Origin of the sequence: Streptomyces sp. NPDC046859, assembly GCF_040645135.1 — a bacterium.
In the GTDB taxonomy this organism is placed as follows: domain Bacteria; phylum Actinomycetota; class Actinomycetes; order Streptomycetales; family Streptomycetaceae; genus Streptomyces.
In genome coordinates, this window is the sequence record NZ_JBEYXR010000021.1 from 1 (window position 1) to 14,092 (window position 14,092).

The 14,092-nt window shown below is 73.9% G+C and carries 15 protein-coding genes and 1 pseudogene; 7 read left to right on the forward strand and 9 right to left on the reverse strand.

Translation table 11 applies throughout. From position 1 onward, the window contains the following. A pseudogene (locus tag ABZ899_RS26760) lies at positions 1-185 on the reverse strand (MarR family transcriptional regulator); the annotation flags it as partial. 251 nt (positions 186-436) lie between these two features. Further along, positions 437-1,000 (reverse strand): NAD(P)H-dependent oxidoreductase, encoded by a 564-nt coding sequence (locus ABZ899_RS26765; RefSeq protein WP_361350713.1) that lies wholly within the window; start codon positions 998-1,000, stop codon positions 437-439. Positions 1,001-1,099: 99 nt separating this feature from the next. On the opposite strand from ABZ899_RS26765, the gene ABZ899_RS26770 reads away from it, so the two are divergent. The 3 genes from ABZ899_RS26770 to ABZ899_RS26780 all read left to right on the forward strand — a co-directional run bounded on the left by ABZ899_RS26770 (position 1,100) and on the right by ABZ899_RS26780 (position 4,626). Next, positions 1,100-1,774, forward strand: a complete 675-nt coding sequence (locus ABZ899_RS26770) for a TetR/AcrR family transcriptional regulator (RefSeq protein WP_361350715.1) — start codon at positions 1,100-1,102, stop codon at positions 1,772-1,774. Positions 1,775-1,988: 214 nt separating this feature from the next. Continuing rightward, a complete protein-coding gene (locus ABZ899_RS26775; RefSeq protein WP_361350717.1) occupies positions 1,989-3,161 on the forward strand; it encodes a 4-hydroxybenzoate 3-monooxygenase in 1,173 nt (390 codons plus the stop codon). A 28-nt stretch (positions 3,162-3,189) separates the two neighbouring features. Next, positions 3,190-4,626: an aldehyde dehydrogenase family protein gene (locus ABZ899_RS26780; RefSeq protein ID WP_361350719.1), complete on the forward strand. Its 1,437-nt coding sequence runs from the start codon at positions 3,190-3,192 to the stop codon at positions 4,624-4,626. A 67-nt stretch (positions 4,627-4,693) separates the two neighbouring features. On the opposite strand, the gene trxA is transcribed toward ABZ899_RS26780, so the two are convergent. Next, positions 4,694-5,098, reverse strand: a complete 405-nt coding sequence (trxA, locus tag ABZ899_RS26785; RefSeq protein ID WP_361350721.1) for a thioredoxin — start codon at positions 5,096-5,098, stop codon at positions 4,694-4,696. A 119-nt stretch (positions 5,099-5,217) separates the two neighbouring features. Here trxA and ABZ899_RS26790 point away from each other — a divergent pair, with 119 nt between their 5' ends. Further along, positions 5,218-6,651 (forward strand): NAD(P)/FAD-dependent oxidoreductase, encoded by a 1,434-nt coding sequence (locus tag ABZ899_RS26790; RefSeq protein ID WP_361350722.1) that lies wholly within the window; start codon positions 5,218-5,220, stop codon positions 6,649-6,651. Between the two features lie 5 nt (positions 6,652-6,656). On the opposite strand, the gene ABZ899_RS26795 is transcribed toward ABZ899_RS26790, so the two are convergent. Next, positions 6,657-7,304, reverse strand: a complete 648-nt coding sequence (locus ABZ899_RS26795) for a peptide deformylase (protein WP_361350724.1) — start codon at positions 7,302-7,304, stop codon at positions 6,657-6,659. Positions 7,305-7,448: 144 nt separating this feature from the next. Between ABZ899_RS26795 and ABZ899_RS26800 the strand changes: the two genes are divergently transcribed. After that, positions 7,449-8,840, forward strand: a complete 1,392-nt coding sequence (locus ABZ899_RS26800) for a PepSY domain-containing protein (protein WP_361350725.1) — start codon at positions 7,449-7,451, stop codon at positions 8,838-8,840. A gap of 55 nt (positions 8,841-8,895) precedes the next feature. Here ABZ899_RS26800 and ABZ899_RS26805 read toward each other — a convergent pair whose 3' ends face one another. The 3 genes from ABZ899_RS26805 to ABZ899_RS26815 are packed head-to-tail and all read right to left on the reverse strand — an operon-like array spanning position 8,896 to position 10,266. Then, complete coding sequence (locus ABZ899_RS26805; protein WP_361350727.1) at positions 8,896-9,243, reverse strand: tetratricopeptide repeat protein; 348 nt, start codon at positions 9,241-9,243, stop codon at positions 8,896-8,898. Between the two features lie 49 nt (positions 9,244-9,292). Next, complete coding sequence (locus ABZ899_RS26810) at positions 9,293-9,754, reverse strand: MarR family transcriptional regulator (RefSeq protein WP_361350729.1); 462 nt, start codon at positions 9,752-9,754, stop codon at positions 9,293-9,295. Continuing rightward, positions 9,751-10,266 carry a MarR family winged helix-turn-helix transcriptional regulator gene (locus ABZ899_RS26815; RefSeq protein ID WP_361350731.1) on the reverse strand — a complete coding sequence of 172 codons (516 nt, stop codon included), beginning with the start codon at positions 10,264-10,266 and terminating at the stop codon, positions 9,751-9,753. The genes ABZ899_RS26810 and ABZ899_RS26815 overlap by 4 nt, the downstream gene beginning before the upstream one ends. Positions 10,267-10,414: 148 nt before the next feature. On the opposite strand from ABZ899_RS26815, the gene ABZ899_RS26820 reads away from it, so the two are divergent. Continuing rightward, positions 10,415-11,380, forward strand: a complete 966-nt coding sequence (locus ABZ899_RS26820) for a pirin family protein (protein ID WP_361350732.1) — start codon at positions 10,415-10,417, stop codon at positions 11,378-11,380. Positions 11,381-11,434: 54 nt separating this feature from the next. Here ABZ899_RS26820 and ABZ899_RS26825 read toward each other — a convergent pair whose 3' ends face one another. Then, entirely contained in the window at positions 11,435-12,136 is a 702-nt protein-coding gene (locus ABZ899_RS26825) for a response regulator transcription factor (RefSeq protein WP_361350734.1), read from the reverse strand. Between the two features lie 120 nt (positions 12,137-12,256). Continuing rightward, entirely contained in the window at positions 12,257-12,721 is a 465-nt protein-coding gene (locus ABZ899_RS26830; protein ID WP_361350736.1) for a cyclic nucleotide-binding domain-containing protein, read from the reverse strand. A gap of 481 nt (positions 12,722-13,202) precedes the next feature. On the opposite strand from ABZ899_RS26830, the gene ABZ899_RS26835 reads away from it, so the two are divergent. Then, positions 13,203-14,090 carry a universal stress protein gene (locus tag ABZ899_RS26835; protein ID WP_361350738.1) on the forward strand — a complete coding sequence of 296 codons (888 nt, stop codon included), beginning with the start codon at positions 13,203-13,205 and terminating at the stop codon, positions 14,088-14,090. Positions 14,091-14,092: the final 2 nt, after the last annotated feature.

The following is a 14,092-nucleotide window of genomic DNA, read 5'->3' on the forward strand; positions in this document are numbered from 1 at the left end:
TGCAGGTGGCCGCCTTCGCCGCTGTGCTGGCGGCTGAGGACGTCGAGCAGGGAGTACTCGCGGACGCTGAGGTCGTGGTGGCTCTGCAGGGCGCGCTCGATATGGGCCTCGATCCTGCCGTGCAGCAGGGAGAGGGCGCACCAGCCCTGCGTGAGGGCGGTGAGTGCGGGATCCGTCGCTGTCATGGCCCCGAAGTCCTCCGTACGCAGTGGGTGTCCCCAGGATAGGACATCAGTGCAATTTCCCGCCGATGCGGCTATAGCGCGCACGCAAGCATCAGGGCTGCCGCACGTCCTCGACCTGGAGCACACTCGAGCGCCCAGGTGGCGGTTCCCGCCGTGGCGCGGCTCGCGGATCTGGGCCGACCCCGGCCGGTGGGACGCCGGAAGGGGCCGGAGCGCTCGGCTCCGGCCCCTCGGCCGACGGGTGTGTCGGGTCAGGCGGCGATCTTCTCGCCCGCGTGGCCGTGGACGCGGGCGATGACCTCGGCCAGCTGCGCGGCGACCTCGGCGTCGTCGGCCGGGTGCGTCTCGGCGAAGCGGGTCACGGAGCCCGGGATGGACAGCTTGACGTCCTCCAGCACCTTGCCGCCGGCGATGCCCACGGCCTTGCGGGCCTCGTCCTGCGCCCACACGCCGCCGTACTGGCCGAACGCGGTGCCGACCACGGCCACCGGCTTGCCGCCGAAGGCGCCGGCGCCGTACGGGCGGGACAGCCAGTCGATGGCGTTCTTCAGGACGGCCGGGATGGTGCCGTTGTACTCGGGGGAGAAGAGCAGGAAGCCGTCGGCGGCCTGGGCGGCCTCGCGCAGCTTGGCGGCCGTGGCGGGGACGCCGCCCTCGACGTCGATGTCCTCGTTGTAGAAGGGGATGTCGGCCAGGCCCTCGAACAGCACGACCTCGGCGCCCTCGGGAGCGAGCTTGACGGCCGCCTCGGCCAGCTGACGGTTGTGCGAACCGGCGCGAAGGCTGCCGACGAGCGCGAGGATGCGAACAGACATGCGAACTCCAAGGATGCTGAAACACTGCCGAAACGATCCGGACCGGGGTCCGTTTAACTTCTAGCATCCTAAGCGGACTACGGTCCAGTTTCATTCCCGATGCTTTACGCTGGCTTCATGTCCGCCGCTCTGCCGCCCTTTCCGCAGCCGGAGGAGTCCCTCGGCGCACCCCCGGTGTTCGACGTGAGCACCGGTACCGACGAGCCCTGCCTGCGGGCCGACGCGGCCCGCAACCGCGCCCGGCTGCTGGAGGCCGCCTCCCGGCTGATCGCCGAGCACGGCGCGGCCGGCGTCACCATGGAGGCCGTCGCCGCGGCGGCCGGTGTGGGCAAGGGCACGGTCTTCCGCCGGTTCGGCGACCGCACCGGCCTGCTCCTGGCACTCCTCGACCACTCCGCGCGCAAGCTCCAGGCCGACTTCATGGGCGGCCCGCCCCCGCTGGGCCCCGGAGCACCCCCGGTCGACCGGCTGCGCGCCTTCGGCCTCGCGGTGCTCTACCGCTCGGCGGAGCAACTGGACCTGCATCTGGCGGCCCAGGCCGAGCCCGCCCGGCGCTTCGCCCACCCCGCCCAGCAGGCCCTGCAGACCCACGTCACGATGCTGCTGCGGCAGATCAGGCCCGGCGCCGACTGCGACCTGCTCGCGCACACGCTCCTGGCCTTCCTCGATCCCGCCCTGCTCAGCCATCTCACCCGGCAGCGCGGGATGCCCCTGGAGCGGCTGGAGAAGGGCTGGGTCGACCTGGTGGCCCGGGTGACCGGCGCCCAGACCTGACGCACCAGAGTGGATGCGCGCAGGACCGTCAAGATCGGTGCCGACGGGCTGATGCCCTGACGGCTGCCGCGGCCTAGGCTGAGCACGGTCCACATCGAACTGCCGTCCGGCCGTGAACGCGCGGACCCGGCCGCCCCCGCGGTGACCGTGGCGCACCGCGGCTCCGGCTCGACCGCGCGCGGCGGAGCGCGGCGTCGACGCCAGGGAGGCGTGCATGCGCACCACGGTCGGCATCATCGGCGGCGGCCCCGCCGGGCTGCTCCTCGCCCGGCTGCTGCACCGGGCCGGGATCGACTGCGTGGTGCTGGAGAGCCGGTCGCGGGAGTACGTCGAACAGCGCCAGCGCGCCGGGATGCTGGAGCAGGGCACCGTCGACGCGCTGCGCGAGGCCGGCGCCGCCGCACGCCTGGACGCCGAGGGGCTGGTGCACCACGGCATCGAACTGCGCTTCGACGGCGAGCACCACCGCATCGACTTCCCGTCCCTCACCGGCGGCCGCACGGTGACGATCTACGCGCAGACCGAGATCGTGAAGGACCTCGTCGCGCTCCAACTCGCGGAGGGACCCCCGCTGTTGTTCGAGGCGGAGGCGCTGGCCGTGGAGAAGCCGGAGAGCGCGGCACCGGTCGTACGGTTCCGGCACGAGGGCCGGGAGCGCACCCTGACCTGCGACTGGGTGGCCGGCTGCGACGGCTTCCACGGCATCTCCCGGGGCGTGCTGCCGGCCGGCCGGTCGTACACGCGCGCCTACCCGTACGCCTGGCTGGGCGTGCTGGCCGAAGTGGCGCCGTCCTGCGATGAGTTGATCTACGCACGCAGTGAACGCGGCTTCGCCCTGCACAGCATGCGCTCGCCCTCGGTGTCGCGCCTCTACCTCCAGGTGCCCGAGGGCACGGACGTCCGCGACTGGCCCGACGACCGCATCTGGGACGAACTCGCCGCCCGCTTCGCCGTGGACGACGACTGGACGCTGGGCCGGGGCCCCATCACCGCCAAGTCGGTCACACCGATGCGCGCGTTCGTGCACGAGCCGATGCGGCACGGCCGGCTCCTGCTGGCCGGGGACGCCGTCCACATCGTCCCGCCCACCGGCGCCAAGGGGCTCAACCTCGCCGTCTCGGACGTCCGGATCATGGCCCGCGGACTCGTCGAGTGGGACCGCACGGGCGACTCCCATGTGCTCGACCACTACAGCGAGTTGTGTCTCCAGCGCGTGTGGCAGGCCACCCGCTTCTCGGACGACATGACCAGGATGCTGCACACACGACCCGACGGAGACGCCTTCGACCACCGGATGCAGCTCACCCGGCTGCGCCGGATCACCGCATCCCGTGACGCCGCCGCCGAACTGGCCGCGAACTACGCGGGACTTCCGCTCCCCCTGTGAACCCCCGGTGACCGAACGGAGAGTCGTCATGCCGTTGCTCGACCCCCAGTCCTGGCAGCCCCGCCCCCTGTCGGGAGGTGAACACACGGTGACCGAACCGGCCACCGGCGAGGCGCTGGGCACCGTCACCCTGGCCGGCGCGGACGACGTCGCCACCGCCGTGCGGGCCGCCGACGGCGCCCGGGCCGCGTGGGCGCGGCAGCCGCACTTCGCCCGGGCCGCGGTCCTGCGCAGGGCGGGCGACCTGTTCGCGGCCCACGCCGACGAACTGCGCACCTGGCTCGTCCGCGAGTCCGGTTCCATCCCGGGCAAGGCCGACTTCGAACTGCACGTCGCCGCCCGGGAGTGCTACGAGGCCGCCGCTCTCGCCTCCCGCCCGGCCGGACAGGTCCTGCCCACCGAGGCGCCCCGCCTGTCGTACACGCGCCGGGTCCCCGTGGGGGTCGTCGGGGTGATCGCGCCGTTCAACGCGCCGCTGATCCTGTCCATCCGCTCCGTCGCCCCCGCCCTCGCCCTCGGCAACGCCGTGGTCCTCAAGCCCGATCCGCGCACCGCCGTCTGCGGCGGTGCGGCCCTGGCCGCCGTCTTCGCCGAGGCCGGGCTGCCCGAGGACCTGCTGCACGTCCTGCCGGGCGGTGCCGAGGCCGGGCAGGCGCTGGTCGCCGACCCGCACGTCCCGGTCGTCTCCTTCACCGGGTCCACGGCCGCGGGCCGGGCCGTCGGCGAGGCCGCCGGACGCCATCTCAAGCGCGCGCACCTGGAACTCGGCGGCAACTCCGCCCTGATCGTGCTGGAGGACGCCGACCTCGACGCGGTGATCTCCACGGCCGCCTGGGGATCGTTCTTCCACCAGGGCCAGATCTGCATGACGACCGGCCGGCACCTGGTGCACCGGTCGCTGTACGAGGAGTACGTGGAGCGCCTCGCCGCCAAGGCCGACTCCCTGGCCGTAGGCGACCCGCACCGCGACCAGGTCCACCTCGGCCCGCTCATCGACGGCGGCCAACTGGACAAGGTCCGCTCCCTGGTGGAGGCCAGCGCCTCCGGCGGCGCCAAACTGGCGGCCGGCGGCACCCACGAGCGGCTGTTCTACCGCCCGACCGTCCTGGCGGGCGTCGACGACGACACCCCCGCCTACACCGAGGAGGTCTTCGGGCCGGTCGCTCCCGTGCGCTCCTTCGCCGACGCGGAGGAGGCCGCCGCCCTCGCCGCCGCCAGCCCGTACGGCCTGTCGCTGGGCATCGTCACCCGGGACGCCGCCCGGGGCCTCGATCTCGCCGAGCGGATCCCGACCGGCATCGTGCACATCAACGACCAGACCGTGAACGACGAGGCCGTCGCCCCGTTCGGCGGTGTGGCCGCGTCCGGGACCGGCGCCCGCTTCGGCGGCGACGCCAACCTGGAGGCGTTCACCGACGTGCGCTGGACGACGGTGCGCGGCGACGTGGCGGGCTACCCCTTCTGAGGCGGCCCGTCCGGCACAGGCCCACGGGTTCCGCTCCCGGACCCCGTGCGGCGGCGGGCCCCGGCCCTCACTGCCCGTTCTGCTCCGCCTGCGCCTGCTCCTGCGCCTGTTCCTGCTGGGCGGCGACGGCCTTGCGGACCTCGTCCATGTCGAGCTTGCGGGCCTGCCCGATGACGTCGGCCAGCGCGGCCTCCGGCAGGGCGCCCGGCTGGGCGAACACGGCGACCTGGTCCCGCACGATCATCAGCGTGGGGATCGACTGGATGCCGAACGCCTGCGCGAGTTCCGGCTGCGCCTCGGTGTCGACCTTGGCGAACACCAGGTCCGGGTTATCCTCGGCCGCCTTCTCGTACACGGGGGCGAACTGACGGCACGGCCCGCACCAGGACGCCCAGAAGTCGATCAGGACGAAGTCGTTGTCCGTGACCGTCTGGTCGAAGTTCTCCTTGGTGAGCTCCATGGTGCTGCTCATGGCGTGTCCCTCTTCCTGGGTGTCCGGGTGAAGCGTGGGCGACAACACGTCGGTGGGGCCGCCTATTCCGCGCACGTACCCGTGTGGCCAGCGGGCACACCACCCGTAAGACTGACCCCATGACGGAAATGGATTCCATCGCGTACGACGTCGTGGTGCTCGGAGCCGGGCCGGTGGGGGAGAACGTCGCCGAGCGCACCCGCGCGGCCGGTCTGACCACGGCGGTCGTGGAGAGCGAACTGGTGGGCGGTGAGTGCTCCTACTGGGCCTGCATGCCCAGCAAGGCGCTGCTGCGGCCGGTCATCGCCCGGTCCGACGCCCTGCACCTGCCCGGCCTCGCCGAGACCGTCCAGGGCCCGCTCGACACCGCACGGGTGCTCGCCCACCGCAACGAGGTCACCAAGGACTGGCACGACGACGGGCAGGTCACCTGGCTCGAAGGCATCGGCGCCGACCTCTACCGCGGCCACGGCCGCCTCGCCGGTGACCGGACGGTGGAGGTGACCGGCCCCGACGGCACCCGGCGCGTGCTGACCGCACGGCACGCCGTGGCCGTCTGCACCGGCAGCCGGGCCGTCCTGCCCGACCTGCCGGGGCTCGACCAGGTCAAGCCGTGGACCAGCCGCGAGGCCACCAGCGCCCAGGCCGCGCCCGGGCGGCTCGCCGTGGTCGGCGGGGGAGTGGTCGCCGCCGAGATGGCCACCGCCTGGCAGGCCCTCGGCTCCCGGGTCACCCTGCTGGTGCGCGGCAAGGGCCTGCTGAACCGCATGGAGCCCTTCGTCGGCGAGGCGGTCGCCCAGTCGCTCACCGAGGCCGGCGCCGACGTCCGCACCGGCACCTCCGTCACCTCGGTGACCCGGGAAGGCGGCACGGTCGTCGTCGTCACCGACCAGGGCGAGCGCATCGAGGCGGACGAGATCCTCTTCGCGACCGGGCGCGCCCCGCGCAGCGACGACATCGGCCTGGAGACGATCGGGCTGGAGCCGGGCTCCTGGCTGGAGACCGACGACAGCCTGCGGGTCACCGGGAGCGAGTGGCTGTACGCCGTCGGCGACGTCAACCACCGCGTCCTGCTCACCCACCAGGGCAAGTACCAGGCACGGATCGCCGGCGCGGCCATCGCCGCCCGCGCCTCCGGGACGGCGGAGCCGGACACCCGGGCCTGGGGCGCGCACGCCGCCACCGCCGACCACGCGGCCGTCCCACAGGTCGTCTTCACCGCACCCGAGGCCGCCGCGGTGGGTCTGTCCCTGGCCGAGGCCGAGCAGGCCGGCCACCGGGTCCGGGCCGTCGACTACGACATCTCCTGGGTCGCGGGCGCCTATCTGTACGGCGAGGACTACCGCGGGCAGGCCCGCATGGTCGTCGACCTGGAACGCGAGATCCTGCTCGGCGTGACCTTCGTCGGACCCGGCGTCGGCGAGCTGATCCACTCGGCGACCGTCGCGGTCGTCGGCCAGGTGCCGATCAGCAGGCTGTGGCACGCGGTCCCGTCGTACCCGACGATCAGCGAGGTGTGGCTGCGGCTGCTGGAGGCGTACCGCGACAGCTGACGCGCTCAGCCGGGCAGGTCGAACCCGAGGGCCCGCGCCGCCCGGACCGGGGCGGGCTCGGCCCAGAACGCGGCCATCGCCTGGTTCGAGGCGAGCGAGCGCGGCTCGGCCCGGTCCAGGTAGAGCACCCCGTCGAGGTGGTCCGTCTCGTGCTGCACGATCCGGGCGGGCCACCCCGTGAACACCTCGTCGACGGCGTGCCCGTGCTCGTCCTCGCCCCGCAGGCGCACCTCGGCGTGCCGGGCCACCACCGCCTGGTACCCCGGTACGCTCAGACAGCCCTCGTAGAACGCGGCACGCGCCGGTCCGGTCCCCTCGTACGACGGGTTGACCAGCACCCGGAACGGCTGCGGCACCCGTCCGCGCACCACGCGCACCTCGTCCGGGACCGGCGCCGGGTCCTCGATCACCGCGATCCGCAGGCCGACCCCCACCTGCGGCGCGGCGAGGCCGACGCCGGGAGCCGCGTGCATCGTGATCCGCAGGGCCTCGACGAAGCGGGCCAGCAGCGCCGCGTCCAGCTGTCCTTCGTACCGCGCGGCGGGACGCCGCAGCACCGGGTCGCCGGCCGCCACGATGGGCAGCGGACCCTCGGTGGAGAGAAGCTGTTCGATCTGCTCGGCGAGGGGTGCGCGCTCGTTCGGGAGTGCCATCGCCCCAGCATGCCACGCGGCCCGACCACCCCCTGAACTTCCCTGTGGCGCAGGTCACTTGGGGTGCCGGGAACTCCGGGGCCCGCCGGTCCGACTACCGGACCGCCCGAGCACAGCCCGTCCCCACTCCCCGGAGAACCGCCGATGTCCACCGCCCCCTCGACCGCCCCGGCTCCGGCGCCGGACGCCCCGGCCCCGCCCCGCCGCGGCTGGGCGACCCTGCGCCCGCTGGTCCTGCGCCTGCACTTCTACGCCGGGGTGCTCGTCGCCCCGTTCCTCCTCGTGGCCGCGGCCACCGGATTCCTGTACGCGGGTGCCTTCCAGGCCGAGAAGCTGCTCTACGCCCACGAGATGTACGTCCCCGCCGGCGACACCAAGCTGCCGGTGTCGCAACAGGTCGCCGCCGCCCGGAAGGCCCACCCCGACGGCACGGTCTCGGCCGTACGGCCCTCCCCGGCCGACGACGAGTCCACCCGCGTGATGCTCTCGGGGACCGACGGCGTCGGCGCCGACCACACCCTGGCCGTGTTCGTCGACCCGTACACCGCCGAAGTGCGCGGCGCCCTGGAGCAGTACGGCTCCACCGGCGCCCTCCCGCTGCGCACCTGGATCGACGAGTTCCACCGCGACCTGCACCTCGGCGAGCCCGGCCGGCTGTACAGCGAACTGGCCGCGAGCTGGCTGTGGGTGATCGCGGCCGGCGGACTGGTGCTGTGGTTCTCCCGCCGGCGCGCCCAGCGCCGGGTGCGGGGTACCGGCGGGCGCCGGCGCACCCTCGGCCTGCACGGCACCGTGGGCGTCTGGGCGGCCCTCGGCTTCCTCTTCCTGTCGGCGACCGGCCTGACCTGGTCGACGTACGCCGGAGCGCATATCGACGACCTGCGCACCTCCCTGCGCCAGGCCACTCCGTCGATCTCGGCGGGCGGCGGCGACCACGGCGGCCACGGCGGTGCAGCGGCGACCGGCGGCGCCGGCGGACAGGGCGCCGGCCTCGACAAGGTCCTCGCGGCCGCCCGCTCCGAGGGCCTGTCGGACCCCGTGGAGATCGTGCCGCCCGCCGACGCCTCGTCCGCCTACGTGGTCCGGCAGGTGCAGCGCGCCTGGCCGACGAAACAGGACGCCGTGGCGGTCGACCCGGTGTCCGGCGAGGTCACCGACGTCCTGCGGTTCGAGGACTTCCCGGTGCTCGCCAAGCTGACCCGCTGGGGCATCGATCTGCACACCGGGGTCCTGTTCGGGCTGGTCAACCAGATCGCCCTGATGGCGCTGGCACTCGCGCTGATCCTGCTGATCGTGTGGGGCTACCGCATGTGGTGGCAGCGCGGGCGGGGCGCGTCGTTCGGACGGCCGGTCCCGCGCGGCGCCTGGCGGCAGGTGCCCCCGCGCGTCCTGGTCCCGCTGGCCGCGCTCGTCGCCGCGCTCGGCTACGTCGTGCCGCTGCTCGGCATCCCACTGGCGGGGTTCGTCGTCGTGGACGCCGTACGGGGCGAGATCGCGCACCGGCGGGACGGGCGGACGCCCGCGCGAGTGGAGTAGACGAGGGCCCGGCCTCCGTCGGTACGGAGTCCGGGCCCTGCCGGTCCAGCTCGTCTCAGATCTGCTCGAAGTCACCGGCCAGTGCCGCGGCCAGACGCATGTGCGGCTCGGCCTCCTCGTTCCGCCCCTGGCGCTGGAGCGTACGGCCCAGCATCAGCCGGGCGTACTGCTCGACCGGGTCGCGCTCGACGATGACACGCAACTCGTCCTCGGCGCGGCGCAGTTGGGCCGAGTGGTAGTAGGAGCGGGCCAGCAGCAGCCGCGGGCCGGTCTGCTCCGGCACCTCCTCGACCAGGCTGCCGAGGACCCGCGCCGCGGCGGCGTAGTCCTTGGCGTCGAAGAACATCCGCGCCCGCTCCCAGCGCTCGGCCGGTGTCCCGTGGTCGTAGTACGTCGTCTCCACCCTGACCTCCTTCGTGCGGGGCAACCGGCCCGGGTGGTTGAATATTCCACTAACCGGCGCCCGCTTCCCGGGTCAGGGCCGTGAGCTCGCGGTTCGCCCGCTCGGTGATGAGCGTCAGCACCCGCCCCGCGACGGCCAGGTCCTCCTCCGGCAGGCCCGCGTAGATCCGGGCGGAGACGGGGGCCGTCTCGGCGGACGTGGTGGTGTGCAAGGCGCGTCCCGCGTCCGTGATGCGCACGGCGGACGGCCCCTCGGGGGCCAGCAGGCCGGCGCCCACCAGTTCGTCGATCACCGAACGGGCCTCCTGCGGCGCGCACTTGAGCGAACCGGTCACCTGGCCGATCAGGTGCTCGCGCTCGACAGGTCCCTCGGCGACGGCGGCCACGCGCAGGGTGACGGACTGCTGGAAGGTGGCGCCGTGACGGGCCAGCACGTGCTCCAGGAGCGCACGGCTCGCGTAGTGAGCCAGGGCCAGGACACGCGGATCGAGACGGGGAGACGTGGTGGTCATGACTGCTCCTTGGCGTGCTCGTTGTCGTGTTCGCCGTGGTGTTCGCCGTCCGGGGCGGACGGATCGAGAGGCGCGTCGAGCAGGGCCGCCAGATTCCGTGTGAACTCCCGAGCGGTGGCGCTGTCGGGACCGCCGAGCGGGGTGAGCCACCGCTCGTGGAGGCCTCGCACCACGTCGATCGCCTTCCGGGTCCGCTCCCGGCCCTGCGCGGTCAGCGCCAGCTGGACGGCGCGCGGGTCCCGGGGGTCGCGGGTGCGTTCGAGGAGACCGGCGCTCTCCAGGGAGCGTGCCAGCTTGGAGACGTACAGCGGCTCCAGGCCGGTGTGGTCGGCCAGGCGCCGCTGACTGGGGCGCTCGCCCTCGCGCTGCATGCCGTACAGCGAGGCCACCACGGCGTACTGGGCGTGGGTGAGCCCCAGCGGGGCCACGGCCCGGTCGACCGCGACCCGCCACTTCGTCGACAGCCGCCACACCAGGTAGCCCGGGGTGGCGTTCATGGAACCCATGCTCATGAGAGATACAGTACATGGCTACTATATCCATGGCTACTGTTTTGGTCGGGGCGTGAACCCACCCGGAACCCACCGCCGGGCGCCCGCCCGCAAGACAGCCCGTACGACGGACTGACGGGGTGCCCCGAAGGGGGTTAGTTTGGGCGCCATGAGCAATCTTGATCGCGAGGCGGTGCCCTCCGTCTGCGGCGGCCGCGGGTTCGTCGTCGCGGAGCCCGTCCGCGAACTCCTCAGCCCCCGGCGGGTACGGCTCGGCGAGTCCACCGAGGTGCGCCGTCTGCTGCCCAACCTGGGGCGGCGCATGGTCGGCGCCTGGTGCTTCGTCGACCACTACGGCCCGGACGACATCGCAGACGAGCCCGGTATGCAGGTGCCCCCGCACCCGCACATGGGCCTGCAGACGGTCAGCTGGCTGCACGAGGGCGAGGTGCTGCACCGCGACTCCACGGGCAGTCTCCAGACGATCCGCCCGCGCGAGCTGGGCCTGATGACCTCGGGCCGGGCGATCAGCCACTCGGAGGAGAGCCCGCGCTCCCACGCCCGCTTCCTGCACGGCGCCCAGCTCTGGGTCGCCCTCCCGGACGGCCACCGCCACACCGAGCCGCACTTCGAGCACCACGCCGACCTGCCGGTCGTCACGGCACCCGGCCTGCGGGCCACGCTGATCCTGGGCGACCTCGACGGCGCGAGCTCGCCCGGCACGGCGTACACCCCGATCGTCGGCGCGGACCTGGCGCTGAGCCGGGGAGCCGACGTCAGCCTGCCGCTGGAGCCGGACTTCGAGTACGCCGTGCTCGCCATGTCCGGCGAGACCCATGTGGACGGCGTGCCGGTCCTGCCGGGCTCGATGCTCTACCTCGGCTGCGGCCGCACCGAACTCCCGCTGCGCGCCGAGTCGGACGCGGCCGTGATGCTCCTTGGCGGCGAGCCGTTCGAGGAGGAGCTGATCATGTTCTGGAACTGGATCGGCCGCACCCAGGAGGAGATCGAACAGGCCCGCCGCGACTGGATGGAAGGCACCCGCTTCGGCGAGGTGAAGGGCTACGACGGCGCCCCGCTCCCGGCCCCGGACCTTCCGGCGACCCGGCTGAAGCCGCGGGGGCGTGTGCGCTGACCGTCCGGCCACGACCTGTGAGGCGCCGGGACCGGCCCGGGCGGTCGGGGCGGCTCAGCGTGCCGAGCGGTCGCCCGGCTCCGGTTGGTCCAGGTGGGAGGCCAGGACCGCCGCCTGGACACGGCGTTGCACGCCGAGCTTGGCCAGGAGGCGGGAGATGTGGTTCTTGACCGTCTTCTCCGACAGATAGAGCTTCCTGCCGATCTCGCGGTTGGTCAGGCCGTCGCCGATCAGGGCCAGGATGTCCCGCTCCCGGGGCGACAGGCCCGCCAGTTCCGGCGGGACGGACGGTGTCTCGACGGGGTCCGCGCGCAGCGAGCGCATCAGGCGGGCCGTCGTCGCCGGGTCCAGCATGGACTGGCCGGAGGCGACCGTGCGGACCGCGGAGACCAGGTCGGAGCCCCTGATCTGCTTGAGGACATAGCCCGAGGCACCGGCCATGATGGCGTCCAGCAGGGCTTCCTCGTCGTCGAACGACGTCAGCATCAGGCAGGCCAGCTCCGGCATCTGGCTGCGCAGCTCCCGGCAGACCGTGATGCCGTCGCCGTCCGGGAGGCGGACGTCCAGCACCGCCACGTGCGGGCGCAGCGCCGGGCCCCGGACGAGCGCGTGCTCGACGGTGTCCGCGTCGCCCACCACCGAGATGTCCGGCTCGGCGTCGAGCAGATCCGTCAGCCCCCGGCGCACGACCTCGTGATCGTCGAGGAGGAACACGCGGATCGGGCGCTGCTCCGTGAACGTTCCTGACTCGGTCATGACGCTTCCCTGTCCCGACGGCACAACGGAAGCGGCCCGGCCGACCGCTCCTCCTCCCGATCATCGCGCTCCGGTGCCGGACGCACTAGGGCCGACCGGCCCCATCGGCCGCCCCGCCGGTCAGACGGCGCTGCCCGCCCCGTAGGGGGCGTACAGGTCCAGCAGCCGCGCTCGCGCGCAGCGCAGACGGTGGGCGAGCACGTCACCGACCCACTGGGACACCGCGTGGCCGAGCGCCGGATCGTCCCGGCACAGCGACCGTACGGCCGCGGCGTCGAGCTCGTACGCCCGCACCGGCGTCGTCGCCTCGGCGCCCAGGTGCCACACGTGCGGGGAGAACAGCCAGGACCAGCCGAGGAGTTCGTTGTGCCGCAGGTTCTCGATGACGGCCGGGCGGCGGCCCGGCACCCGCATGTCCAGCTGGACGGTGCCGGTACGGATGATCCAGAACCGGTCGGCCCGTGCGCCCTCCTCGAAGATCCGCGCACCCTGCGGGAAGGAGACCTCGCGGGCGAGGAGCACGAGCCGTTGCCGCTGCTCCGCGTCGAGGGCGCGCGTCATGCTGGGAGCAGATGGGGTGATCATGGCGTGCCTCCCGAAGACGACCGGGGACTTTCCCCACCGTCAGCGTCCGCCCGCCGCGCCGGCGGCGCCAGGGCCGTTGGACCCCGTCTCGGCGGGCCGTCCGGCTCCCGTCGCGCACGCGGGCGGCGATAGACCCGGACCGGGCGCGGCGAAAGGGCCGTTGGGCCCCCAAGGGCGGACCTTCGGCATCGGGCGGCCGTGCACCGGACACCGCCAGGGTGAGGTGCGGCGGACGGCACCGGGGCCCGCGCCCGCTCACCACAGGTCCCGCCCGTCCACCGCGGCCCCTGGCCGTGCCGACCGGGGGGAGAGGAGGTGCGGTGGGCCCCGGCGTGGCCCACCGCACCTCCCGGCAGGGGGCGGGACCACGACGGGAAGGGCCGGTCCGTCTCCCGGACGTGCGGCAGGAGCGGCGGCAGCCCGGGCATCCGCCTGACCCGTGACCGGCCCACGACCGACCAGTGATCGAGGAGACACCACCATGAAGGCTGCGCCGCCCGAGCCGGACGTGCCCGTCGTCGTCGGTGTCGACGGCTCCGAGGCCGCCCTGCGCGCCGTCGACTGGGCGGCCGACGAGGCCGCGCTGCGCGGGGCGCCGCTGCGGCTGGTGTACGCCTCACGATGGGACCGGTACGAGGGTGCCGCCCTCGCCCGTGACCTGGAGGGACCGCCCGAGCGGGTCCACGCCGTCGAGATCGTCGACAGCGCCGCCCGCCGGGCGCGTCGCCGCCGCACCGGGCCGCGGCTCGCCGTGCTCACGGTGCCCGAGGAACCCGAGTACGCGCTGGTGCGGGAGAGCCGCGCCGCCGCGCTGCTCGTGACCGGCACCCGGGGCCGCGGCGGTCTCGCCGAGGCCCTGCTCGGATCGGTGAGTCTGACCGTCGCCGGTCACACGCACTGCCCGATGACCGTCGTGCGCCCCGGACACGACCACCGGACACGGCCGCACGGCCGGGTCGTCGTCGGCGTCGGCGACGGGCCGGCCACGGCGGCCGCCGTACGGTTCGCCGCCGAGGAGGCCCGCCGACGCGGCGCGGTCCTGGAGGCCGTACGGGCCTGGCGGCAGCCCGCGCGCGAGACCCCCGACACGCCCCTGGCGGCGGGGGAGCACCTCCGGGGCGCGCATGAACCGCGGGCGGCCGAGGTACTGGACAAGGCGCTGGGCGAGGTCCCGGCCGGCGTCGTCACGCACCGCCGCACGGCCGAGGGGCACATCCGCACCGTCCTCGCGGACGCTTCGTACGCCGCCGACCTCCTGGTCGTCGGTGCCGAGCGGCGCCACCGGCCGGCCGGGCACCTCGGCCGGGTGGCCCACGGCGTGCTGCACCGATCGGCCTGCCCGGTCGCCATCGTCCCCGGGCCGGAGTGAAA